This is a genomic window from Rubripirellula amarantea (assembly GCF_007859865.1).
Lineage (GTDB): Bacteria > Planctomycetota > Planctomycetia > Pirellulales > Pirellulaceae > Rubripirellula > Rubripirellula amarantea.
Window position 1 is genome coordinate 822857 of sequence record NZ_SJPI01000002.1, and the last position, 24822, is coordinate 847678.

Genomic DNA, 24822 nt, shown 5'->3' on the forward strand with positions numbered 1-24822 from the left:
TTGCAGATGGCATGGCGGTTAAAGGTCCATGTTTTGGCCTGCACGGCGAACGTCGCGCTCGAATCGACGATTGTGCCTCGAACATCCGAAAGCCTTCGCCCCAACTGATATGAGGCGAAGGTTATCTAACGGACTGAACTGGCGAACTCAGGCAAGTGAACCCAAGGTAGTGAACCCAGGCAAGTGAACCCAAGGTAGTGAACCCGAGCTAGTGAACCCAACCCAGTGAACTCAGTTAGGCCACTGGTTGCTTCATGAATTCAGTTTCGGCTGCGATGTCGCTACCATCTGGCACAGCATCGTTGTCGATATCGAACCATGCTTCGTCGAACTCTAAGTATCCGCTCTTACCTTCGGCGGCGTTCTTCAATGCGACGTTGGTGCCCAAGGCAATAACCGCATCGCCCATGGCGACTTCGGGGTAGCATCGCGGACGGTTTTCCTTATCAGGATTTCGGATGCAATACGCCCAGTGTTCGATCTCTTCGCGATATCCGCGACTGACCGGGCCTGAATCGGCAGCTTGTGCCACGGGAGCGGTAAGGTCACCTGATGCACTGGTGTCGAGTGCATAGCCGCCGGCCTGTTTGGCAACGCCGACCTTGCTGCTGGTGTCACTGTTGCGATACAGCAGAACATCCGTCTCTTTATCGAGAACAAGAGTGCCCTTGGTGCCCATCACGACTTCGCCCCAACCACCAAATCCGTTGCCGTTAATCGACGAGTAAGTGACGACGACCTTCTTGTTCGGGTCGACGTCGTATCCAGGAACCGGTTCAACTTGCTGCCAAGCACCATTCTTGAATTCGGACTTCGGATAGTTGGCGACGCGATCGTAGTAACCAACTCCGAACGTCGGATCGTACTCTGGGCCAGGGAACTCGTACATGCAGTAGACGTGATCGCCCACGCTGCGATCCTTCGGCATGATGTGGCGTCCACCGACCGCATGCACTGACAAAGGATGAACCTTCTTGCCATCGTCGCGAAGCGAGCTCAAGAAGATGCTCACCGCGTCAAGTTGGTGCGAACCAAGCTCGGCCATCAAACCGGCACCGGTCCGATCGAACAATCGCCAGCGGTGCAGTTCTTCCATTGCGGTAAACACATCGTCACCAAGGCTGAAGTCTTTATAGCCGTGCTTCGACGGATCGACATCTTTGTCTGCGTCCCAAGCTTTGAACATCGCAATCTCTTGAAGCAAGCGGTTGCGTTCGTCTGGATCGCTCGTCTCTTCGAACTTTCTCTGGCGGTTCTTGATGTCGCCGAGAATCTTGTTGTACATCTTCCCGTTGGCCATCTTTTCGCCGCCCGGGATCGGCATCTTCCAACTATCAGCGCCCGGAACGTTGTCACGGTGCCATTGAGCTCGAATGTGGTGAAGTTGTCCCAGCAACCCCCACTTGATCAGATTGATGGCGTTGTCGTATTTGACGTTGTAGTGACGTTGGTGACCGGTCGCCAAATGCAGAGGGTTGCCTGCGGGGTCAGTCAGCTCAGCCGCCATTCGCGACATCACTTTGCACTGAGCCACGTTGTGGGCCATCAGTTTTTCGGTCAACACATGCAAGCCGCGCTTCATTGCCTGAGCCGCGACGGGAGCGTGCAAGAATAGTGGCAATGCAATGATCACCGCTTCGATATCTGGATCATCCAGGCACGCCATGATGCCGCCGTTGGATCCGTCGTAGACCTTCACGTTGCGTCGTGCTTCTGCTTCGTCTTTATAGCCAGCAACACTGATCAAGCCGGGACGACGTCCAAGCGCCGAAGGGGACGACCAATCGCCGTGAAAAGCGCGATGCTGACCAAAAGGCCGAATGTCGCAAATGGCTTTCACTTCGACGTAGTCAGGGTTGCAACCACCGATCAACACGTTCCCTTCATCGCCGGTACCGATGACCGCGATGCGTACGGGCTTGTCGACCTTGCCGTAACCAAAATACGCCGCACCAAGACCAGCACCAGTAGCGACACCACCGGCCACGATGCCGCGTAGGAAGTCGCGTCGGTTAACGTCGTAGTAACTGCCGATGGCGCTGTAGTAATTATGTTTGCCAACTTCGCGCTGGTCGGCGGAAAGTTTATCGACCATGAAAGGACACCTTAAGGGTGGGGAAATGTTGTGTGTTTAATAGTTTGATGCTGCGTCAATGGAAACGAGATTATTCGTCGTCTCTATCCACCTCGGCTTCGCTACGTCGAACGAACAAATGAAGGAAATAGTCAAGTCCCGCAAAACGACCAGCTCCAGTGGAAGCAAGCACGAGACACGCCATGCATTCGATGAGTTGGTAATTTGACGATCCAGGTCCCGTCGTCGGTGGATACTGACTAAGGAACACCGATGCCAAGAATCCAGCGGCAGCAAGCGAGGCCAGCGGAGTCATGAATCCGATCAACAGGCACAAACCGACCGCCATGTCGAAGTAGGGGACGATACGATCGATGACACTCGTGTCGATTTCCCCCGTCCGCGGCTTGATCATCTCAATACTAGAATTCGCAGCGAGCTGATCGTCGGTCGCGAGTGCTTGCTGGTCACCCTCGTAATTTTTCCAGAGCGTTTCGATCTGATCGAACGTTGGCTTAGCCTTACCCAACCACTCTCTACGAATCGTTTCTCGTTGTCCGCCCAAGCTATCCACTCCGTCGCGCAAACTTCGTTCGCCAGAATCGTTGTCGAGTTTCGCGATTCGTTGGCGACCGAGTTCAAACTCCTCTAGGTCACCTGCGTTCTCTGACACGATCCAATCGTATTGTTTGACTGCTTCGATGTAATTCAGGTTGGCCTTAGCCTTTTGCTCGTCGGTGAATCCGTAATGTTGGCTCACTTGATCGCGATAAAGCGCGAAGGTGTATTTGATGGCCTCCTTGTTCAACCGGTATTGACCATCGGCGTCCCAAACGAGGTTGCGATAGTGGTTCGCATAAGGACCCTGAGCGTTTGCGAAGAAAGGAGCCGCGGACCAGTTGCCCGCGTCTCGCTTATCAACGCCCTCGCTAAAGAAATGCCAACCTATAGTGAGCCGCAATAGCACAAGCATGACCATAGCAGTCATACCGAGAAGCCGCGGCGAAAGGCCCCAGCCAACACTCAGACGGAGGGGGAACAACAGAAGCTTTCGCACGAAGAAACGACCTGGCGATGGGAGGGGGAGGGAGGGAGGACCTGATTCCCTTAGCTTACACGAGAAACCGCAGACTGCACCACTATGGCAACTGAAAGCACGGTGGGTTTAAAAAAATTCGCCCCAGTCCGTTCGGTCATTCGAACCAGGCCATCGATCCACTCCAACCCGGTCGTGCCAATCGCGACCATCAGCCAACCGTGGACGGTGACGTAAGTCGGCGCGATCAAGTAGCCCGCAGCGGTGAAGTCAGCCGAAACGGTTGTTCGGCTAAGGACCATGGCAGAGGTAAATCGAGGTAAGTTTTAGGCAGGGCTGAGATCAAGGCAGGTCGGTCTTGGCCGTTACCGTTTTCTCAGGCTCGTCTTGCGGAACATCGCGAAAGACGACGACGTCGACCCGACCTCGATCCGGGGCGACGACCGATTTGACGAAATTGCGACCGACGATTCGAAATGGCCGCTGACGCCGATGGGGGCCCACATGTACGTCGGGATCAAGCAGGTTGTCTTCTTCTTCCGTCAGTTGATTGGGATCGGCATCCCGTCCCGAACTTTCGGCTGCATGGGCGGCGGATGCGAGTTGTCTCAATTGCTTGGCGAATCGTTCGGGTGCCAAGTCTTCGAGATCGGCCACCATGCTCGACGTTAGAAATCGTTCGGTGGGGCGTTCTCTATGGAAGATCACGTATCGACCCGGGTCACTTTCGGTAAGTCGCGTCGATTGTTCATCGCTGAGACCGCAATCCGCGACCCGCAGAATCTTTAGCGACCTGTTGGCGTTGAGTTCGGTGACCATGTCATCGCTCAATTGCACTCCCGACAGGTCCAAGAACTCCAATGCGTCATTCCGAAGCAGCGGGCGAAGGGCATCGGCATCAAGGTCCGCGTCTTGCAGCGACAGATTGGTGACTTGGCGAAGTTCTCGCAAGGCCGCGCGGGTTTCGTCATCAAACGAGATTCGATTCAGCGATGCAGTTCGCAGCGAAGGAATCCCAGCAAGCCACGCCAATGTTCCCTGACCGATCGAGTTGTCATCCAGGTTCACCTCCCACAGCGTGCTAAGGCGACTCCACGACGCGGTCACTTCATCCGTCACACCCGCGCCGGGCAAGGAAAGAATCGTCATTCGCGGAATTTCCCCCACCTTTCGCAGCGCGTCAGGCGAAAGGGTCGGATAAGCAACGGTCAATCGTTCCAAGCGAGGGCACACTAAGACCACATCCAACATTTCGTCATTGAAAGCTCGCCCCCCCGCGGCAAACCATTCGATGTCTCGAAGTCCGGACAACTTGAAATTCGGTTGCCAAGGTTGCTCGAAAGCGAGCCCCTTCAATTTAGGCGCGTTGAGGATCTGCATCAATTCTGGTGTGTTGGCGATGCGAAACTCGCCTTCCAATAGCGGTTGATCCAAGATCCGAAAGTGTTCGATTTCTTCGAGTGCTGGCGAACTGAACTTCGTCAATCGGTTTTGCGAAGCAATGTCGAGTCGTTTCAGCAAACCACATTCGACGTTCAGATGCTTGAGCTTAGGGAAGTGGTCCAGGATCCACGCCACGCCGTCATCGGCCAGTGAGCAACCTGCGATGAACAGCGACGTGAGTTCGTCCATCTGGTCGAGTGATTTGACTTGCTCGAACGAGATCCCTGATTCGGAAATGGACAGCGAACGGATGCGTTTGTTTTGGGAAAGCGAGCTAAGATCCAGATCACCCAGCGGAAGAGAATTGAAGTACACCGAAGTCGGACCGGTACCTTCGCTCAACATGGTAATGATCGCTTGGCAGACTTCAGGATCCGCGTCGGCCTTCCTTAAACCTTGCTGAGACGACATCTGGTACGCCCCAAGTGCCAAGTCTTGAAGATTGGAAAGATCGCCAAGCGAGATTTTTTCGAGGTCGCTGACATGTAGATCCAACGACTTAAGGCTGGGAAGTCCATCCAGATTGACCGAGACTACCCACAAGGAACCGGCCAGCCACTGATTCTCGGAAAAGCTAGACATCGCCATTGCCGATTCCATTTCCGGAGCGTCCTCGATTTCTCGCAGAACCGGCAAGTTGATCAACGTCAGCGAATGTTTTTGCAAACGGTCCAGTCGAATGGATTGCAAGCTCGGCAGGTCACGAAAATCAAGCTCAAGAACTTGCTCATTGGAAACCCTTTGCCGACGCGAAACAAAGATCTTGGACAGCCTGGGCCAACCGGAAATTTTCAATGAGTCTGCTTTGCCCGATCGGGGACGTGGCAAGTAAAGCGTTTCAACACTTTGGGACCATCCAGGGTTGTTGATGGTCGAAAGAGTCAACGGAGTTTCTGCAACGTCGAGGTGAGTGATCCCTTGGCAGGAATTGAGCTGCGAAAACGCCTCGTCGGTGAACCCTGATCGGTTGAGCGAAAGTTTTCGAAGGTAGGGCAACGATGCGATGCGTTGCAAATCGTCGCTGTCGAGCACATGCCGGGTCAAGCGCACAGAGTTAAGGTGCGTATGGTCGCGAAACCGACTGAGGAGTTCGCCATCAAACTTCCCATCGATGCTTTCGAAATCCGTGAGCGTCTTGACTTGCGAAACAATGCGGAGCTCTTCGTCGGGCAAACGATAAGCGCGGATGCGACGCAGTCGCGAGAACATCGGGCGGATGTAGGACGGAACATGTCTGGCAAACGCACGAGGAACCCAGACGGACTCTTCCATGCTGCACTTTTCCGACAACGACAGCATCGTTTGGACATGCGTTTGACGCACCCAATAGAAGTTGCCAAGAACCAAAGCTGGAACCGCGATGATTGAAGCAGCAAACGCGAAGTCAAAGAATGCACGCGTGGCTCGCGGTCGTGATGACCGAAAGATCCTTCGCTCGCGAATTTGAACGATGACAAACAGAAACGCTGCGACGAGAACGAACAATGACAAGTTGGCGAGCAGTTTCGGTAGTGACCAAACTCGATACGCACCGTTTGCGAAGTTTTCGTTCTTACCGAACAGTTGGATGTCTTCGTTGTAATAGACGGAATATCGAAAGGGCCAACCGGCCATTACCGGCATTTCTGGCGATGGCAAGAAACGCGGAGCGCTTTGCGACATCACCCCGCCGCCCTGTTCGTCGAGCTGAGCGAACTCATAAGGCAAGTTGGCGGCCACCATGATGGCCATGACCATCACAACAAACAAAATCCCTGTTTGGACGCCCTTACTCGTCATGCTCGCCTTTTCGTCCTGATAGAAACCGGGCTATTCCGGTGAAAGCTCTGTGAAATCGAGTGGGAAGATCCGCCAAATCCATAAGCATCAGACCTAAGATACCAGCGGTACATGAACGGAAATCCCAGGACCCTGAGTAATCTATGACCCTAAGTAATCTATGACCTCAAGTGAACTATGACCTCAAGAGAACTATCGTACCACAACCGACGAGGGATCAATGACGACGTGGACCGTGGATAGTACAATAGTAAGGTACAAATACTTGAGGCCGAGCTGTTGCTGGGATTCGTTCCTTCGGCGAATCGCCCCCCCTCAAATTCTCTTCGAATCGTCTGTCGGAAATTTATATGGCATTGCCCAGTTGGACCGTTGAACTTTTGCGTCGCAGCCTGAATGAGGTTGCTGACCGTGCTCGGCAGCCCGAGACCATCGAAAAGATCAAGACCCAGGCGACTGAGATCCTTCAGGAACTACCGGGCACCGCTGCACGCGGGATCGACGCCGTCATGCGAAGCGCCGAAGTCGGACGAAAATCGGTAGAAAAGTGGGCTCGCAAACACACGCAAATTGCAGTTCCGATGATCAACGCCACGGGCACGTTGATTACCGATCAGGGTGACGGACTCGCGTTGGCCGACCCCGTGTTTGAAATTGGACGCGAAGTCATGGCCGGGGACACGCTTCGCGGCGACGTTTTGGCCGAGCGTCTGCATCGCCGTTTGCAGAAAGCCGTTGCGGATATTAGCCACCCATCGGGTAAACCAGTAAGCGCCGCGATCAGTTCAAGTTTTGCGGCTGCCGTAGCATCGGTAGCAACGTTTTCGGACTCTCGAACCATCGCAGTACATCGGAGCGATTGTGTTCGGCTGCCCGACGGCCAATCGCTTCCTGAATCCCTTTCGTCGATTGGAGTTCGGGTTGCGGGATTGCGCTCAACGGTGATGGAGGTCGGCAGTTCGAACCATCGCGATGCTGCCGATTTTTCGTCGGTCGAACGTGCTTGCGTCGTTGTTGCCGATGGTGGCAGCGAACCTCTTCAGACGTTCGATCTGCAAGACAAGGAAGCGATCCAAGTCGCCGTTCTTCCCGTTGGATTGATTCATAACAAGGTGGATCCGTCGTTTGCGATTCTGTCAGCCGAGGCTTTGTTGGCGGATAAAATCGACGTGGTCGTGCTTCCGGGTGATGGTTTGGTAGGTGGCCCCGCTAGCGGAATATTGATCGGCCGAGCCGATTTGATCGACGCTATTACCTCGTCGGTTGCATGGCGAGTGTTACGTGCATCCGATGCGACGACGGCCATGACGACTGTGGCAATTGAAATAGACGGCTCGTCGGTGGACGTTTCACCTGCGATCGCTCGGTTGCAAACCTCTGAAGCGAATTTGAAGGACCGAGCTGAACGTTTGGCAACGCGGCTTAGCGGATCGGATCTTATTGCGTCGTGCCAAGTCACCGCGGACGATGCTCGTTTAACCCCCAAGGGACGCTGGGTCGTGCCTTCGCGTCAATTGTGCATCCGACACCAAAGTAAGTCAGCCGCCGAGTGGTCACAGTCATTGCGAGAGGACATGCCCGCCATCTTGACCACTCATGACGAAACATTCGTCAAAGTCGATCTGCGTTGGCTAAATGCAGCCTCGGACGCTAAGCTCGGCGAACTATTGGCATCGTAATTTCTCGCAACGACGAGGCGGCCAATTCGCACCATCGCGACGCTAGGTCGCCCGTGGTGCTTGACGCTTTCGCCGGCGATCACTTGGATTTCGGGGTGTTTTTGATTTCCGATCACTTGTGATTTCGGATGTGGGGTTTTGAAATTGAACCCGGCGGACGCGACGATTGTGCTCTCTTTAGAGGAACCTTGATGATGAAAAGCGATCGGATGCCTCTGCTGTTGGCTGCGATCCTAGTCGTCACGCTTGGCTATGCCGCAATCACGGGGCGGCTGACTCCACATCACGTAGCCGACACGCCGAGCTACTTGAACTATCCACTCGATTCGCTGCACGACGCGCTGCTGAGCCCACGCACGCCGGCCTACCCGATCTTTTTGGGGGTGATGAAGGCGACCTTGGGTTTGGCAGTTGTGCCGTTGATTCAGTGGATCATCAGTGCTTTGGCAGCTTGGGCGTTTGCCGTCGAAATGAGGCGATACGGATCGACCGTGAAGGTTGCATGGGCTATCGGTTTTGCAATTGCGCTAAGTTGCACGGCTCTGGACCATCAATCCACGCTCGCCACCGATGCGATCGCCGCGTCGGTCGGCATTTGGGTGGTGACGATGTTGCTGCGGTGGCACCGTACCGAACGAGGATTCAAGACAGCGATTGCGATCATAGGATTGTCTTTCCTAGCGATCATGATTCGGCCAGCGTACCTTGCATTGATTCCGTTCTTAGGCATCGCCGGGACATTAATCATGCGAATGTCCGGCGGCACCATCGGGCGAGGATTAACGACGTCCTTGACGCCGGTCCTGGGAATCTGTCTTTGCGTGATTGGCTGGATGGGATTGCGAGGTGCGGTGGTCGATGACTTTGCGATTCTTCCCTTCGGCCATCAAAATTTGGCCGGCGTGACGTTCCAGTTAGTCAGCGACGAAGAGCTGCGTGCGGTATCGCCAAGTTCAAGCGAATTGATCGAAGCGATTCTTGCTGCTCGCGACGATGCCAAACGTCGCGGTTTCGATTTGGCTGATGACGGTGGCCAAGTCGGGATGACGTCCGCGACCATGACGATCGAGGCCCGTTGGAATGATTTGATCTATCAAGCGATTGCACCGGCGGCGAACCAGCAGTATCCCGACGACGCCGTGCGAGCTCATCGTGAGATTGCGAAGGTCAACAAGGCGATCGTCGCGAAGTATCCGCTGCGTTACGCGCGTTGGATTGCGCTGGCAACGCGACGAGCGATCTGGGGTACGGTGGCAAATTGGCTGATGAACCCATTTTTCTTGGCTGCCACGTTGATTGCACTTGGTATCGCACTGGAGCGGTCGATTCGCTCGACACCAGAATCAGTGAACATGCGCCACGTTAATTCGACGACCGGGCCGAATGAAACTCCCAGCTCGGGGGATGCCGCTGGCAAAGCTGAAAATAATGCTGCAAATGTCGGGGCTAACGCTTTAGTGGGCATCGAATCGAGAGCGTTTACCGACAATCCGATCGGCTGGGATTCCAGGGTGCTATTTGTGGTCGCAATGCTCTACGCCATCTGTATGATCGGGTTCGTTATCCTGACCACGCCTCCGCTTGGCCGTTTCGCTGATGCTGGCGCGATTCTGATCCCAGCATGGATCGCCCAGCGAGCCATCAAATGGTGCTGTTAAGGCCTGATATTGCGATTGCGGGCTGCCTATTTGGGATAAGCGGCCCAGCCCCTACAAAATGCCCACGACCCTATATCGCATTTAGAGGCGCAATTGCGGACAGCTAATGATCTGTCGTACATTTACTGTCAAAACCATCGCTATGAAGTCGAGCGATTGTCGCTTATGATGAGCGGTAGACCAGATCAGTTCTATCACCGGAGGGAGAGGCATCCATGCAGGTCAATGTTTCAGCTAGGCACGGCAGTTTACAAAATGGCGACCAAGAGCTGGTTGTCGAAAAAGTCGAAAAGCTCCGCCGATTGTACGATCGCGTCAATGCGATCGAAGTGACGATTGACCTTAAGGAACTCGATAAACCGTTTGTCGAAATCAAAGTTTCGATCGAAGGTTCCGACGACTGCATCGCGACCGCCGATTCCACCACGGTAATTTCAGCGCTGGATTTGGCGATTCCAAAGGCGGAGCAACAACTCCGACGCATCAAGGAAAAGAAAACTGGCCACCGAGCCACTGGACACAAACACATTGACCCGATCGTTGCCGACGAATAATTGATCCCGCAGCGGTCCAACGATGCACCCAATCATCGCGCCGACTTGGAAATTCCAATGTTTTGGGAACTCTAAGCGAGCGTCACCTCAATGCCCCATCCGGTCAGCGGCTCCGACCTACCAGTCGCCGTCACGGCCGGGATGGACGAGGTAGATTCACCCGCAGCGTTGGCGCCCCTCGTGGCCTCAAGTGATTCAACACTCGGAGCGGTCATTCCCTCCAGCTATCTAGTTGGAGCCCAAAAGCCCCTGGAAATCCTATTCCCATGAAGTTTGCAGATTTTATCACCACCAAGGCGATCAAGGCTGAGTTAAGCTCGATCACCAAAGAGTCCGTCATCGAAGAATTGGTTCAAGCCCTTGCCGACGCTGGCGAGATCGACGCTGAACAACGTGACGACATCATCGCTTCCATCATGAAGCGTGAAGAGCTCGGCAGCACCGGCATCGGCCGGGGTGTCGCTGTCCCGCACACCAAGCACCCCAGTGTTTCCAAACTGGTTGGAACCGTTGGTGTTTCTGATCAAGGCGTGGACTTTGATTCGCTCGATGGCGAACGCGTCCAGCTTTTCTTCTTGTTGATCAGCCCTCCCGAGCGGCCTGGTGATCACTTGCGTGCGCTCGAAAATATTTCTCGTCAACTCCGTGACGACGCATTTTGCCGGTTCCTCAAGCAGAGCAAGAAGCCTGAGGATATTCAACAATTGCTTCAGGAAGCCGACGATAACCAATTCGTGTCTGGCTAATGAGTAACGCACCGCTTGTCCGCAAGGTCGTTGTGCAAAACCTCGAGGGGTTGCACGCGCGACCGGCTCATCTGTTGGTCAAAGCAGCCAACAACTTTCAAGCAGACATCACCATCGGCAAGAATGCCGAGATGATGGACTGTAAGAGCATTTTGTCGCTCTTGATGCTCGGCGCGGCTCAGGGAACCGAATTGACGATTTCGGTCGTCGGCCCCGATGCCCCCGAAGCACTCGAGACGATCTTAGCGCTCTTTGAATCTGGTTTTGACGAAGGCACGGGGACTGAAAACTCGGTGCCTGATAGCGTTGCCCCTCAGGGAGAAAATCCTGCGGGTGCGGATGCTGTTATGCCAGGAGCCAAGCTCGAGGAATAGTGTTTCGCGTGACCGGGGTTGATGACCTCGTCACGCATGCGATTCGTCGATGTTGGCAAAGACTTTCCATCCATACACACACTTTTCACTTACCGCACACAGATGGTTCGCGCCATAGCGATGAATCTTGGCCGTGATGGTCGACATTCAATGCAACCACTCAAGCAACTGCAGGATGTTGATTCAACCAGACAAGTTTCTGGTCGAGCCGCCTGCTGTATCGCTGCGTGCAAACGCGTGCGAACCATCGCCCGACGATGGTCGAACTGCAAGGAATCCCAGTATCGCCAGGAGTTGCGATCGGTCCAGCATTAGTGCTGGATCCAGACGGATATCGCATCCCTCGTGTTTTCGTCGCAGCCGCAAAAGCGGACGAAGAGTACGCGCGCCTGCGTGAAGCCGTTGATCTTGTCGCGAAACGCATCGCTGACAATCGAGACGAAACCTCTGCCGTTGCTGGCGACCTCACCGGCGACATCTTTGCGGCTCAGCTTCAGATGTTGCACGACCCCCGACTGCATGCCGAGCTAGGTCGTCGAATTCGAAGTCAGAATCAATCGGCCGCCTACGCGGTCAACCGAGTGCTTCATGACTTTGCCGCCGCGTTGAAGCAGCTCGACAATCCGCTGCTCGCCGAACGGTCCCAAGACGTTTTGGATATCGAGAAGCAACTGTTGTTCGAACTTGGTGCCGTTAGTGCTCAACCGTTATCGGACTTAACGCATACAACGGTCGTGCTTGCTCATAATTTGACACCCAGTGAAACGGCGAACTTGGATCGCAATTTCGTTCACGGGTTCTGCACCGAAACGGGTGGTCCCGGCGGGCATACAGCGATCGTTGCGAAGGGTCTTGAACTGCCAGCGGTCGTGGGCATCGGCAACTTCATCGAAGATGTCAACAACGGTGATACGGTCATCATCGACGGTGATCGCGGAATCGTCATCATCTCGCCGGATGAGGAAACCCTTGCTCATTACACCCGACGGCTCGAAGAACGAAATTCGCTATCCCAGCGACTATCACAACTTCGCGACCTTCCCGGCGAAACTGCCGATGGCACTCGCATCCGATTGTCGGCCAACATCGAGTTTCCTCACGAAACGGAATCTTGCATCGAACGTGGTGCCGATGGCATTGGGTTGTACCGAACCGAGTTTCTGTATCTATCCAGCCTCGACGAACCCAGCGAAGAGGATCATTACCAAGCCTATTCGCAGGTCGTTCGCGAAATGAAAGGTCGTCCCGTAGTCTTGCGGACCCTTGACCTCGGTGCCGACAAGATGGGGCACCGGCCCTTGGCCGAGCATGAACATAACCCGTTTCTGGGTTTGCGAAGCATTCGGTTGTCACTACGCAATCTCGATTTGTTTCGACCGCAATTGCGAGCCGTGTTGCGAGCGGCCGCGCACGGTGACATTCGTGTGATGTTCCCATTAATCACCACCATCGCCGAGCTTCGACAAGCTCGCATGCTGCTGAACCTTGTCGCCGAAGACTTAAAGGAAGAGGGCATCGAGTATCGAAGCGACATTCCGGTTGGAATGATGGTCGAGGTTCCCGCCGCAGTCGTCATGCTCGATAAGTTTGTCGGTGAAGTTGATTTCCTGAGCATCGGTACCAATGACTTGGCTCAGTACACGTTAGCCGTCGACCGTAGCAACGAGTATGTCGCGGACTTGTATCAGTCCTGTGATCCCGCAGTGCTTCGTTTGATCGCTCGCTGTGTTGAGGTGGCTGACCAGTCGAACACACCTTTGGCGGTTTGCGGCGAAATGAGCAGCAAGCCATCGCGAGCACTTCTGTTGATCGGCATGGGAGTTCGGAACCTGAGTGTTCCACCGTCGACATTGCCACGAGTTAAAAAGGCGATCCGCAGTGTCACGATCACGCAGTGCCAGGAGATTGCGGCTCGCGTGATGAATCTCGAAGCCGCCCGCGACATTGACATGTACCTGCAGGACCGCTTGGAAGATCTTGTACCCGAACTGGTGGTTTCATGAGCGAAGACCAACCCAACATCGAAGCGGCTTCGCCCGACAACTCACCTGTCAATTCAAGCGACGATACGTCGTCGTATCAAGCATCGTCGCCCCAAGCATTGTCGCATCAAGAATTGTCCCACCAAGCATTGTCCCACCAAGCATTGTCCAAGAACGAGGACGCCAAACCAGATCGGGATAAGGATCACGCGGCTTCCTCGGTCGCATCCGAGGCCGACGCTTCGGCATCGACGTCCGATTCTTCGCAAGCCCAGGAAGAAGACGAATCAGCGCCGGCGAAAACTACTCCGGAACCTCCGCTGCGAATCCGCTACCGAGTCCGGTTTGGAAAGACTGGACTGCTTCGTTGGATCGGCCACACCGACCTCGCAAAGCTTTGGGAACGTCTGGGTCGAAGGGCCGAACTGAACTTTTCCATGACCGAGGGCTTTCATCCCAAGCCTCGCATCGCGTTCCCATCGGCGCTGGCTCTAGGAGTCGAATCGCTTGATGAAGTCGTTGAGATCGAACTCGCCGAACAGCTCACACCACGCGAATTGCTCGACCGATTGATCGCCGACAACCAACCCGGGTTAACAATGCGCTGCGTTGCGATGTTGCCCGAGGGATTTGGCAAGGCGCAACTGGCACTTAGCAAGTACGTGGTCACGCCTCCGGATAACGTTGATTGGAACCAAGTGAAAGATGCCATCGCGTCGCTGAACGACGCTGGCAGTCTTACGATCAAGCGAAAGAAGAAGACGTTGACATTTGGCGTCGCGGAAAACTTGCCCGAGATCAATGTTGAAGACGAGCGACTGTGCTTGTCGTTGGTCGCCGCCGAAGGCGCATCGCTCAAGCCGAGTGATGTCATGGCGGCGCTGCAACTGGAAGACTGGATCGAAAACGGCGCCACGATCACGCGTGTTAAGACCCAACTGAAGAAAGAATTTGAAGACACGAATAGCGAGAACTACGCCGAATCGGGCGATGTCCCCGAACCGTCGGCGTTCGCTAATCACACCTAACAAACCATTTTCGTGTCCGGGCGATCAACCATCGCAAACGAACTACCGGCCACACCTAACCATACATAGAAACCGTTGGCGTCCATGCCTCGTGTCGGCCTTTCCGTCACAGGTAACAAGCCAACCCAACACCCAACGAGGTGATTTACGATGAAGAAAGAGATGCTAATCAATGTGCTGCAACCCGAGGAATGCCGTATCGCAGTCCTTGAAAACGGCCGCCTTGAAGAACTATACGTCGAAAGAAAAAGCGTTGAGGCTTTCGCGGGTAACATTTACCGAGGCAAGATCGTCAACCTTGAACCTAGTATTCAAGCGGCCTTCGTCGACTTTGGAGTCGGACGAAATGGCTTCCTGCACATCAGTGATGTTGAACCGCAATATTTTCGTCAGGGCGGTTACGACCCCGAAGAAATCATGCGTGAATCGGATGAGATGGCAGAAGTCGCTGCCAAGAAAGCTCGCGATTCAGGTCGCGGAAATAAGCATGCCTACAAAGGCGGACGTCCACGCAACAAGCCTCCCATCCAGGAAATCTTCAAACGGGGTGACGAAGTTCTCGTTCAGGTCATCAAAGAAGGAATCGGCACCAAGGGGCCAACGCTTAGCACGTACATTTCTATTCCGGGTCGATACCTTGTCCTGATGCCGTCACTCGCTCGTGTCGGTGTGAGTCGCAAAATTGAAGACGAAGATGACCGCAAGCGACTCAAGCGTTGCCTTCGTAACTTGAATCCACCCAAGGGCCTCGGTTTCATCGTTCGCACCGCCGGTGCCGGACGCACCGAAGCCGAACTTGGCCGCGACATGGATTACTTGTTGCGTTTGTGGAAGGCAATCGTCAAGCGTATCGAGGAAACCCCTGAACCAGGCGTCTTGTACGAAGAAAGCGATCTGATCATCCGCACGATTCGCGACATCTATACGGACGATATCGACCAAATTTTGATCGATGAAAAAGAGTCCTACGACAAGGCGAAGACCTTCTTGAACATGGTCATGCCGCGGGTAGTGGACCGTTTGAAATTGTTTGATGGCGACACGCCGCTATTCCATTCACGAAAACTTGAGCAAGAGATCGTGAAGATCAATCAACGCCAAGTCCACCTCAAGGAAGGCGGTTCCATTGTGATCGACCCGACCGAGGCCTTGGTGGCAATCGACGTCAACAGCGGCAACTTCCGCAGCAACGATTCGGCCGAAGAGAATGCGTTCCGCTTGAACATGGCAGCGGCCAAAGAGATCGCGCGTCAATTACGCCTGCGTGATTTGGGCGGCGTGATCGTGAACGACTTTATCGACATGCGTAAGGAAAGTCATCGTCGCAAGGTCGAACGTGTGCTGCGTGACGCGATGGCAAACGATCGAGCGCGAACCAAAATTCTTAGAACGAGTCCCTTTGGTTTGATCGAGATGACTCGCCAACGCGTACGTCCAAGTCTCAAACGCAGCATTTATCGAGATTGTCCGTGCTGCGAAGGTCGTGCGCTAGTCAAAACGGCCGAGAGTATGTCGATCGAAGTCATTCGTACACTCGCGCTCGCGGTTCAGAATAAGCACATTCAACGAGTCACGATTCGAGTCAATGATGAGGTTGCGGCGCATCTGAACAACCGAAAGCGTCGCGAAGTGATGGCGATGGAAGACGAGGGTGGCATGACTGTGCAAATCCTCGGCAGCGAAGCCTTGTACCCTGAGCACTTGGAATTGGATTGCCGTGACGCTCAAGGTGAACGCGTCGAAGTCGATTCCTGAGCCCAGAAGATGCGATGATGTCCGACAGTTTAACGATAAGCGAACAGGTTCTCAGCTAACCTGTTCGCTATCGGCCCTCGTCGCACGAAGCACCTTTGATGAGCTACCTGCTAACCGCGGATAGCTGTCATTTTTTTCAACCCTTACTCAACACTTTGGTTCCTATGCTAGAGCTCGGCGTTAACATCGATCACGTTGCGACTGTCCGTCAGGCGCGGCGTACGTTTGAACCTGACCCAGTCGTTGCAGCCGCTCTTGCCGAACAGGGTGGTGCGGACGGAATCACGTTTCACCTGCGCGAGGATCGTCGTCACATTCAAGATCGCGACGTCGAGGTGTTGATGAAGACGGTCAACATCAAGACAAATTTTGAATTGGCGTGTGCCGACGACGTGCTGTCGATTGCCGTGAAGGCGAAACCCGATTGGGGATTGTTGGTTCCCGAAAGTCGCGAAGAGGTCACGACCGAAGGCGGCTTGAACGTTCTAGGCGATAAGGGGCGGATCAAAGACGCGGTCGCTCGGCTTAAAGACGCCGATATTTTGGTGAGCTTGTTCATTGACTCCGATCCCGACCAAGTCGAGGCATCTGCAGACCTTGGGGTCGATGCGGTTGAACTTCACACCGGACCGTACGCGCTAGCGAAACGCGATGCTCAAATCCACGAACTTTCACGTTTGATCGAATCCGGAAAGGTCGCGACCCAACGAAAGATTCGCTTGCATGCCGGCCACGGGTTAAACTACACGAACGTTCGTCCGGTTGCCAAGATTCCGCACATGATTGAGCTCAACATTGGTCACTCCATTGTCAGTCGAGCGGTCATGGTCGGAATGAAGGAAGCCGTGATGGAAATGCGTCGAATTTTGGATTTGTGCTCGTAGAACGACTAGGAAATCTCATGCGGTCACTTGTCCTTGTATCGCTCGTTCTTATCGGTGGAACAGTCGTCCGCTTGGCACTGGCAGAAACGCCGCCAAAGGGTGAACGTCGCGCGGCTGCACCAACGTTCTCCGCTGATCAGCTCGAAGGCGTGTTCTTTCCGAGTCTCGATGACGCCCTTCCGAGCGGACGTCCGACCGTCGCAGCCGTCCGCAAATCCGCGTCCGAAATGAAAGCTTCGCTAGCAGAAGCCTCACCTTCGGGTTCCAGGAAAGCGAGTGAAGGTTGGATTACCCTGATCTCTGCAGCGTCGCTCGAAGATGAGATCAAGAAGGTCAAGTTGCACTACGATTCGGTGGTTACCTCCCCGGGCGCGTTTAAGAGCGGTAAGTACCAGGACGCTCGCTTGGATCTTAGCGTCCTGGCAACTTTGTTTGCGATCATTTCAGACTACTCCGGCGATGTGCGTTGGAAAGACCAGGCACCAATCGCACGCGACCTACTTGGGCGAACTGCATCTAACTGCAAGTCTGGTGATTCCCAGGTCTACAACGAAGCCAAGTTGCGGAAGGAAGATTTGCAAAAACTAGTGACCGGATCAGGGCTCGATGAACGAGAATCGAATCAGCAAAACCAGTGGGATAGTATCGCCGACCGCTCTCCGTTGATGAAGTATTCCGAGTCGTTGATCGACGCCTTGGCGTCGGATGCTACGGACGTTGAAGCCGTCCAGGCCAACGAGGACCAGATACGGCGGCGAGCTGAATTGTTGGCGATGCTGGGTGAAGTGTTTACTAAGGAAGGCATGGACGACGCGGGCGACGAAGACTACGAAGCGCTCAGTCGTGCGATGTCCGAAGCATCCAAGTCTGTTATCTCGGGACTCGATTCATCGAACTATGAAGCCGCTCGGCGTGCGGTCAGCGACATTAGAACGTCGTGCACGAATTGCCACGAACAATACCGAAGCTAAGAAGCTAAACTGACCTGCGTCCTGCCGTGGACAAGCGATCGGACAAAACTTTGGTGTAAGAGATCCAGTAGGTCACTGCAAAACACTCATCACGAACTCTTTCACTCGCGTTTGTAAAACGAGTTGCGCATCGCCCCGTGATCCGGCGATGTTTAGGACCTCGGGTTTGTGTTCGTTGAGCCATTGGCGAGCCTTATCGACGGACTCTTCCGAGATCTGAATCAACAGGCATGGCCGCTTTTGCTGGCGACACGCGTTGAGCGTCAAGGCGGTGCCCTTGCCTACGGTACCTTGATAGATCAGCAAGGTCGCGTCACTGTCACGCACGTTCTGGCGCGTGCGTTCCCGATAGTCCGTCGACTCAGTCTCGGTTAAGTCATAGATCTCGGGGATCGTTCCGTCTATTGCGACTCGTCCTTTGGGACACCATCCGCCGTGCGGAATTCCCAATGCTAACGCTGCATCCAAGCCACCGCGATCAACACCCGTTTGGCCGCCGGAAACAATTCGCTTGGGACAATGAACGGTCGATGAACTCATGAAGACGTTGGATAAAAGGGTTTTGCGAGATAAAACCGAGGCGGAGTTAACTTACCCGAGTCTTACTTTGTCACCGACTCAATCGAGAAGCTTCGTTTTACTGTATCCCATACCTCCGGGTCTTTCACGAAATCTGCGAACATGTTCCATGATGAGGGAACCTTCGAACCGAATTCCATGGGAATCTTTAGCGTTGGGTGTTCGATTTGCAGCTTCCAGCTATGCAGTGCGATCCCGCTGGGAAAGGCCACCGCGCTACCGTACTTTTGATCTCCTAAGATCGGATACCCTCGGTCGGCGAACTGCACACGAATTTGGTGCTTGCGTCCGGTAAGTAAGCGAACGGCTACGATCGAGCCATTTTCGTGTTCGGCAATGACCTGGTACGCCAGCTTTGCTTCAGAAGCTTCGGGATGCCCGGGACCAACGATGCGCATCCGCTTCGCTCGATCGTCTTTCGCAACGAAATCGGTGAACGTGCCGCTCGGCTGGTCCAAGTAACCGGAAACTACTGCCAAGTAGACCTTCACAGCGGATTTGCCACTGCCTTTGGCTGTCGGCTGAAATTGTGGTGTCAAACGCGACGCGGACTTACTCGTTCGCGGCAAGACAAGCACGCCGCTGGTGACCGTATCCAGGCGGCTAACGATTCCCAAGAAGACTCGCCCCGGTTTGTTGTACTTCTTTCGCACGTACTCCACGGCGATGCTATGCAATGTCGGACCGTCGTCGGCTCCCATCGTTGCGATGCCGGTCGGTTTGTTAACCACAAGCAGGTGGTTATCTTCAAAAATCACGTCGAGGTTGGGATTGGTCATCCCAAGACTCTACTCTTTCACCGCAACTTTTTCAGCCACCAAGACAACGACGGCAGCCGCCACCGCTAGGCCGATCAGGACGGGGAAACTGCCCGCTGCAGTGTCCCAGTCGGATGGGGAGACGAATTCCATCACGCGGAACTTCAACTTTTCGTTCGCTGTTTCCGCAGTCGGCATCTGTAGCGGCCACAACTTTCGCAGGCTTCCAATCATCAGCCCAATCAGCGTCGCCATGGTGACATCGCGATGATGCTCGAGCAGCCATTTCAATAGACGCGAGAACGCCAATAGTCCAAATAGGCAGCCGCCGCAGAACACTAGGATCTGGGTGATGGAATCGAGCGAGATGTTACCCTTGGCCGCATCCTTGATCAGCCCCGTGACGTTGTGATAGACGCCAAAGAGCAACAGCACAAACGCGCCACTAATGCCAGGCAATATCATCGCGCAAATGGCAACGGATGCTGATAGGAACAGGTAGGGCAAACTCATGTTGCCGTTGCCCATGGGAATCATCGTGATCGCAACGGCTGCGACCGCACCCAATAGCATTCCCACAATGCATTGAGGCGACCATCGATTGATGTAGCCTTTGACGATCCAGACACTGGCGACCATCAACCCCAAGAAAACCGCTAACGTTTGTGGCATGCGATGGTCAAGCAACCAGTGCATTGCACCCGAAAGCGTGACGATGCCCAAAGCGATTCCAAAACCGAGGGTAGCCAGAAATCGGAAATCCAAATGTTTGGCGGCAGCCGACACATTCCCCGAAAACGCCAACTTCACCAGCGTCGAATCCACTCGACTGATGGCGCCGACGAGTCGGTGATAGTGACCCAAAATCAATGCCACGGTTCCACCGCTAACACCCGGAACGGTATCAGCGGCCCCCATACAAAACCCTCTAAGGACGTTTATGACGTCCATCCGAACCGAGCCGATCTCCTCTGGCGAGTGGACGGCCGGGTCGATGGCAACGGTCGATTCGGATGAGTCGTCGGAAATCGTCATGATGGTCGGGATAATCGTTTTGTTAGGTCTAGCCGGACTGAGCGAAAGAGTTTGCCGGTTTGAGGCAGCGTCCCACCTTTCGCCCACCGAGATGCTGATGATACTTGGGGTCTCGGAAATAGTAAGTAGAACGCGATTTATTCCCCTGACGTCCGCACTTCAACATGCGAGTAAACGGGAACGAATCAGTTTTAAGATCCCCTTCACTGCAGACCCATTGCCTCGTGTTCGAAACGCTCATTCTTGCCGTTGTTCAAGGCATCGCTGAATTCTTGCCAATCAGCTCCTCGGGGCACTTGGTAATTCTTGGCGCGTTGATGGGTCAGACGTCGGAATCGCCAACGCTTGAGGTCATTCTTCACGCGGGCACACTCGGTTCGATCCTGGTGGTGTACTGGCGTCGTATCTTGAATCTGCTTTCGAGCGATCGACGAGTGATTCCGTTGCTGATCATTGGTACGTTGCCCGCCGTCGTAGTGGGACTGACGATCAAAACGAGTTTCGAACACATCCTCAAGAACCCCTTGCTTGCGGGATCGTGCTTGATCGTCACCGGGATCATGCTGATTGTTTTGGGGAAGCTGAAACCTCGCGAAGGCAACTATCAAGGGATGTCGTACGTCGGTGCTTTCCTGGTGGGTTGCTTTCAAGCGTTTGCAATTCTTCCTGGCATATCACGGAGCGGGTCGACGATCTTAGGTGGTCGCATGTTGGGGTTGAAGAACGACGACTCAGTGACGTTCTCGTTTCTACTTGCGATCCCAGCGATTTGTGGCGCTACGTTGCTAACGTTGAAGGATGTCTATGAACAGTACAGCGCTGGCTTACCGATGGAATACGACATTGCGACGCTAGTGATCGGAGCGGCGGTCTCGTTCGGCGTTGGCATCGTCGCATTGAATTGGTTGATCAAGTGGAGTGCTTCCAACCGATTGCACTGGTTCGCATGGTGGTGCATCCCTGCTGGGATTGCTGTGGTTGGCTACGCATCACTGCAGATGTAGAAAGCCCAATCGCACGGCCCCACATCGCGACTCCACGGTGAACTAACCGAGTAAAGCTCGGGCGATGTTGATGTAGATCACGATGCCCAGAATGTCGACAATCCCGGCGACGAAAGGGTTGCTCATCATCGCAGGATCCAAGCCAAGTCGCTTGAAGATTATCGGCAACGTTGCTCCGCACAGACATCCGCAGACGATGACTGAAACCAAGGTCAGCGGTATGACCATCGCATCATGATGACTCGGTGCAATGAAGATGGCGACGCTAAGCCCGATCAATGAAAGGAAGACGCCAAGGATCAACGACACGATCACTTCGCGGCGCAGAACCTCTGGCCAATCGCGAAACTTCACGTGACCGCTTGTCATTGCCGTGATGACGAGGGTGGCTGACTGAGAACCTGAATTGCCGCCGGCACTGATGATCAGCGGTATGAACGCGACCAACCAAGCGTACGTCGCAAGTTCTTCCTCATAATGTCGCAGCGCGAAGGCGGTTAAGAGAGCAGCAAAAAACAGAATCGTTAACCACAATCCGCGTTTCCAAGACAACGTCCACAAGGGGACACGCAAGAAATCTTGTTCCAGCGGTGCGACCGCCGCGATCCGCTGAGCATCCTCGGCTAGCTCTTCTCGGACGACATCGATCACGTCATCGTGCGTGATAATGCCAAGCAATTGGCGACCGGAATCAATGACTGGGATAGCGAGCAAATTGAATCGCTCGACCTTTTCCGCAACCACTTCCTGGTCGTCGGTCACCAACACCGCGACAACATCCGATTCCATCATCTCACCCAGCGTGAGACTGGGTTTGCTTAAGGCGGAAACCAATTGGCGAGTGGAAACAATCCCGCGAAGAAGCTGGTTGTCGTCAACGACGAACAGGTAGTAGATCGTTTCGAGTTCTTCCGATTGCTTGCTGAGTTCCTGGAGCGCTTCGCCAACCGTCATGTTTTCCGCGAGCATGGCGACTTCGGTCGTCATCAATGCACCAGCGGTACCTTCTTCGTACGATTGGAGACGTCGGATGTCGCGACGATCCTCGACCGGAAGCAAGCGCAAGATCTCGTCGACTCGCTGGGTCGGCAAATCTTGCAGTAAGTCGACTCGGTCATCGGCCGGGGTCTCTACAACGATCTCCGCCACTTCCTTCGGCGGCTGGCTTTCGAAAATCGCAACCTTTCGATCGTGTTCGAAGTAACCAAAGATTTCCGCACGCCGAGGCGGGGGCGCGTATTGCAGCACTTTCCAGATTTCGTCGTCAGTAAGTCCTTCCATGAACTCAGCGGTGCGGCCTGCGTTGAGCGCATCGCAGAACTCTTCCAACTCAGCGCGATTGGAATCGGCCAACATCTCGCGCAATTCGGGAAGAAACAAAGTGTTCATAGAAAGCGAACTGCCGTAGAAGGTATTGTCGTCCCCGACCACAGAGTGACTTCAATGACGAAGGACTCAGGCATGGGGACCGATCCGAACCGAAAGGGTCGAACCGCGAGGTTCAGGCCAACACCAAGTCATCGGTGTTTGACTCTGAACCAATTCTTTTGATCAATAAACTGGCAACGCAGCGGACTAACAACGCGGCGGACTGGCAACGGGGCGGACTAACAACGCAGCGCCGCAGCCGATCAGACTTGGGACGCGAGCGCTGAATGATCAGGCGTAAACGCTAGGGAACGACCAACGGCGAACGCCAAAGATCAACCGTGCGTGGACGCGAAGGACCGCTAGTTGCTGACCCGTTCGACGTACTCGCCAGATCGCGTGTCGATCTTGATCACGTTGCCTTCTTTGATGAATCCGGGAACGTTGAACTCTGCGCCAGTTTCAACCATCGCAGGTTTGGTTACGTTCGTCGCGGTATCACCCTTGGTACCAGGCCCACATTCGGTCACGGCTAGCTCAACGTGATTGGGTGGTTCAACGATGATGGCGTTGCCGTTGTACAACGTCATCGAGCAAATCATACCATCCTTGAGGTACTTCCAGATATCGCCGGCAACCTCGGCCGATACTTCGTACTGCTCGAACGTTTCTTGGTGCATGAATACGAAGCCATCACCTTGGCGGTAAAGAAACGAAACGTCGGTCGACTCGACATCGGCCGACTGAAGCGAATCGCCACCCTTGTAGGTTCGGTCGAGCGAGGTCCCACGCACGAGGTTGCGGAGCCGGCACTTGTACATCGCATTGCCTTTGCCCGGCTTCACGAATGTCATTTCCGTCATCAAGTAGGGTTCGCCGTCGATTTCAACCTTCAGCCCTTTTCGGAAATCACTTGTGTTATAAGTAGCCATGGATTTTTCTGATCAAAAAACTAGAGAAACAGAGACAGATGAGATGGTGCTTCCATCGACCGCGTTACCCAACGACGATTCGCCGCTGATCCCCAGCGACAACCGGTCGCTGATCTCCAAAAACGACCATTCTCGGAGAGGTCTTGGGCAGATTCTAACGACCGATTCGGATTTTGTCCGCACCGGTAATCTTGATCAGAATTTCAGTCATCCGGATTGGAAAACCGCGATGAAACGGGCAATTCGCGACTCCCATACCCTCCGCCGCGCACTCGGATTGGACGCGGTGGGAACAAAAGTCGCCGGTGAGAAGCAATTTCCCACGTTTGTTCCTTTGGAATACCTCTCACGCATCCGTCCGGGTGATCCCAACGACCCTTTGTTGCGTCAGGTGCTACCCGTTGCGGACGAGGACCAGGCCTCCCCACCAGGATATGCGGCTGACCCGGTCGGGGATTTAAGTGCTCAGGTAACGCCTGCGCTGCTGCACAAATATGACGGTCGAGCTCTGCTGATCACGACCGGCGCTTGCGGGGTGCATTGTCGCTACTGTTTCCGCCGCCAATTTCCCTACAGTGATTCGCAACCCCACCAGCTCGAGGCTTCGTTGAACTACCTGCGAAGCGACCCATCGATCGAAGAGGTTCTGCTTAGCGGCGGTGATCCGTTGACGTTAACCGACGAGAGACTATTCGCGTTGTTGGACCAGATTGAGCAAATTGATCATATCAAGCGAGTCCGCTTCCACACCCGGATGCCGATCGTGATTCCTCAACGAGTGACGGGCCGCTTGGTGGAACGATTGCAAACGTCGCGGTTGACGGTCTGGTTTGTTATCCACGCTAACCACGCTCGCGAACTTGATTCTCACGTCCTGAAGCACTTGGCAATGCTGGTCGACGGTGGGATTCCGGTGTTGAACCAGGCGGTATTATTGGCGGGGGTGAACGATGATGTCCAAACCCTGGTGAAGCTTTGCCAGACGCTCGTGGACCATCGAATGATGCCATACTATCTGCATCAACTCGATCGTGTGCATGGCGCCGCTCACTTTGAGGTGCCCATCGAGCGTGGACGAGAACTGATCAGTGAACTTCGCAAGCGATTGCCTGGTTACGCGGTACCGACGTACGTGATCGAAGAAGCGGGTGAATTCGCCAAGACGGTCATTCCATCGTAATAA

21 protein-coding genes are annotated in these 24822 nt (G+C 54.4%); 12 read left to right on the top strand and 9 right to left on the bottom strand.

The window, feature by feature from the left end; all coding sequences use genetic code 11:
* Positions 1-235: 235 nt before the first annotated feature.
* The 4 genes from Pla22_RS16425 to Pla22_RS16440 all read right to left on the bottom strand — a co-directional run bounded on the left by Pla22_RS16425 (position 236) and on the right by Pla22_RS16440 (position 6332).
* Positions 236-2095 (bottom strand): Gfo/Idh/MocA family oxidoreductase, encoded by a 1860-nt coding sequence (locus tag Pla22_RS16425; RefSeq protein WP_146515907.1) that lies wholly within the window; start codon positions 2093-2095, stop codon positions 236-238.
* A gap of 70 nt (positions 2096-2165) precedes the next feature.
* A complete protein-coding gene (locus Pla22_RS16430; protein WP_242632102.1) occupies positions 2166-3062 on the bottom strand; it encodes a DoxX family protein in 897 nt (298 codons plus the stop codon).
* Positions 3063-3181: 119 nt separating this feature from the next.
* Complete coding sequence (locus Pla22_RS16435; protein ID WP_146515909.1) at positions 3182-3412, bottom strand: hypothetical protein; 231 nt, start codon at positions 3410-3412, stop codon at positions 3182-3184.
* A 40-nt stretch (positions 3413-3452) separates the two neighbouring features.
* Complete coding sequence (locus tag Pla22_RS16440; protein WP_146515910.1) at positions 3453-6332, bottom strand: hypothetical protein; 2880 nt, start codon at positions 6330-6332, stop codon at positions 3453-3455.
* A 350-nt stretch (positions 6333-6682) separates the two neighbouring features.
* Between Pla22_RS16440 and Pla22_RS16445 the strand changes: the two genes are divergently transcribed.
* The 10 genes from Pla22_RS16445 (at position 6683) to Pla22_RS16490 (ending at position 17963) form a co-directional block, all read left to right on the top strand.
* Complete coding sequence (locus Pla22_RS16445; RefSeq protein WP_146515911.1) at positions 6683-8011, top strand: PLP-dependent aminotransferase family protein; 1329 nt, start codon at positions 6683-6685, stop codon at positions 8009-8011.
* 191 nt (positions 8012-8202) lie between these two features.
* Positions 8203-9669 carry a hypothetical protein gene (locus tag Pla22_RS16450; RefSeq protein WP_146515912.1) on the top strand — a complete coding sequence of 489 codons (1467 nt, stop codon included), beginning with the start codon at positions 8203-8205 and terminating at the stop codon, positions 9667-9669.
* Between the two features lie 215 nt (positions 9670-9884).
* Complete coding sequence (gene hpf, locus Pla22_RS16455; protein ID WP_146515913.1) at positions 9885-10223, top strand: ribosome hibernation-promoting factor, HPF/YfiA family; 339 nt, start codon at positions 9885-9887, stop codon at positions 10221-10223.
* Between the two features lie 266 nt (positions 10224-10489).
* A complete protein-coding gene (locus Pla22_RS16460; protein WP_146515914.1) occupies positions 10490-10969 on the top strand; it encodes a PTS sugar transporter subunit IIA in 480 nt (159 codons plus the stop codon).
* A complete protein-coding gene (locus Pla22_RS16465; protein WP_146515915.1) occupies positions 10969-11343 on the top strand; it encodes an HPr family phosphocarrier protein in 375 nt (124 codons plus the stop codon). The genes Pla22_RS16460 and Pla22_RS16465 overlap by 1 nt, the downstream gene beginning before the upstream one ends.
* Positions 11344-11600: 257 nt before the next feature.
* Complete coding sequence (ptsP, locus tag Pla22_RS16470) at positions 11601-13346, top strand: phosphoenolpyruvate--protein phosphotransferase (protein WP_146515916.1); 1746 nt, start codon at positions 11601-11603, stop codon at positions 13344-13346.
* Positions 13343-14353 carry a TIGR03936 family radical SAM-associated protein gene (locus Pla22_RS16475; RefSeq protein ID WP_146515917.1) on the top strand — a complete coding sequence of 337 codons (1011 nt, stop codon included), beginning with the start codon at positions 13343-13345 and terminating at the stop codon, positions 14351-14353. Before ptsP ends, Pla22_RS16475 begins: the two co-directional genes overlap by 4 nt.
* A 150-nt stretch (positions 14354-14503) precedes the next feature.
* Positions 14504-16108, top strand: a complete 1605-nt coding sequence (locus Pla22_RS16480; RefSeq protein ID WP_146515918.1) for an Rne/Rng family ribonuclease — start codon at positions 14504-14506, stop codon at positions 16106-16108.
* Between the two features lie 164 nt (positions 16109-16272).
* Positions 16273-16992: a pyridoxine 5'-phosphate synthase gene (locus Pla22_RS16485; RefSeq protein WP_207310427.1), complete on the top strand. Its 720-nt coding sequence runs from the start codon at positions 16273-16275 to the stop codon at positions 16990-16992.
* 17 nt (positions 16993-17009) lie between these two features.
* Entirely contained in the window at positions 17010-17963 is a 954-nt protein-coding gene (locus Pla22_RS16490) for a cytochrome c (protein WP_146515919.1), read from the top strand.
* A 72-nt stretch (positions 17964-18035) separates the two neighbouring features.
* Here the strand turns inward: Pla22_RS16490 and Pla22_RS16495 are convergent, their stop codons facing one another.
* The 3 genes from Pla22_RS16495 to Pla22_RS16505 all read right to left on the bottom strand — a co-directional run bounded on the left by Pla22_RS16495 (position 18036) and on the right by Pla22_RS16505 (position 20335).
* Positions 18036-18503, bottom strand: a complete 468-nt coding sequence (locus Pla22_RS16495; protein ID WP_146515920.1) for a putative molybdenum carrier protein — start codon at positions 18501-18503, stop codon at positions 18036-18038.
* 62 nt (positions 18504-18565) lie between these two features.
* Complete coding sequence (locus Pla22_RS16500) at positions 18566-19321, bottom strand: RluA family pseudouridine synthase (RefSeq protein ID WP_146515921.1); 756 nt, start codon at positions 19319-19321, stop codon at positions 18566-18568.
* A gap of 9 nt (positions 19322-19330) precedes the next feature.
* On the bottom strand, positions 19331-20335 hold the full coding sequence (locus Pla22_RS16505; protein WP_146515922.1) for a DUF368 domain-containing protein: 1005 nt from the start codon (positions 20333-20335) through the stop codon (positions 19331-19333).
* Between the two features lie 224 nt (positions 20336-20559).
* On the opposite strand from Pla22_RS16505, the gene Pla22_RS16510 reads away from it, so the two are divergent.
* Positions 20560-21339, top strand: coding sequence for an undecaprenyl-diphosphate phosphatase (locus Pla22_RS16510; RefSeq protein WP_242632103.1), 780 nt, complete (start codon positions 20560-20562; stop codon positions 21337-21339).
* Positions 21340-21381: 42 nt separating this feature from the next.
* Here Pla22_RS16510 and mgtE read toward each other — a convergent pair whose 3' ends face one another.
* Together mgtE and efp are read right to left on the bottom strand one after the other, a co-directional pair.
* Complete coding sequence (gene mgtE, locus Pla22_RS16515; RefSeq protein ID WP_146515924.1) at positions 21382-22728, bottom strand: magnesium transporter; 1347 nt, start codon at positions 22726-22728, stop codon at positions 21382-21384.
* A gap of 341 nt (positions 22729-23069) precedes the next feature.
* Entirely contained in the window at positions 23070-23639 is a 570-nt protein-coding gene (gene efp / locus Pla22_RS16520) for an elongation factor P (protein WP_146515925.1), read from the bottom strand.
* On the opposite strand from efp, the gene epmB reads away from it, so the two are divergent.
* Complete coding sequence (gene epmB, locus Pla22_RS16525; protein WP_242632104.1) at positions 23638-24819, top strand: EF-P beta-lysylation protein EpmB; 1182 nt, start codon at positions 23638-23640, stop codon at positions 24817-24819. The genes efp and epmB overlap by 2 nt on opposite strands.
* Positions 24820-24822 lie beyond the last annotated feature (3 nt).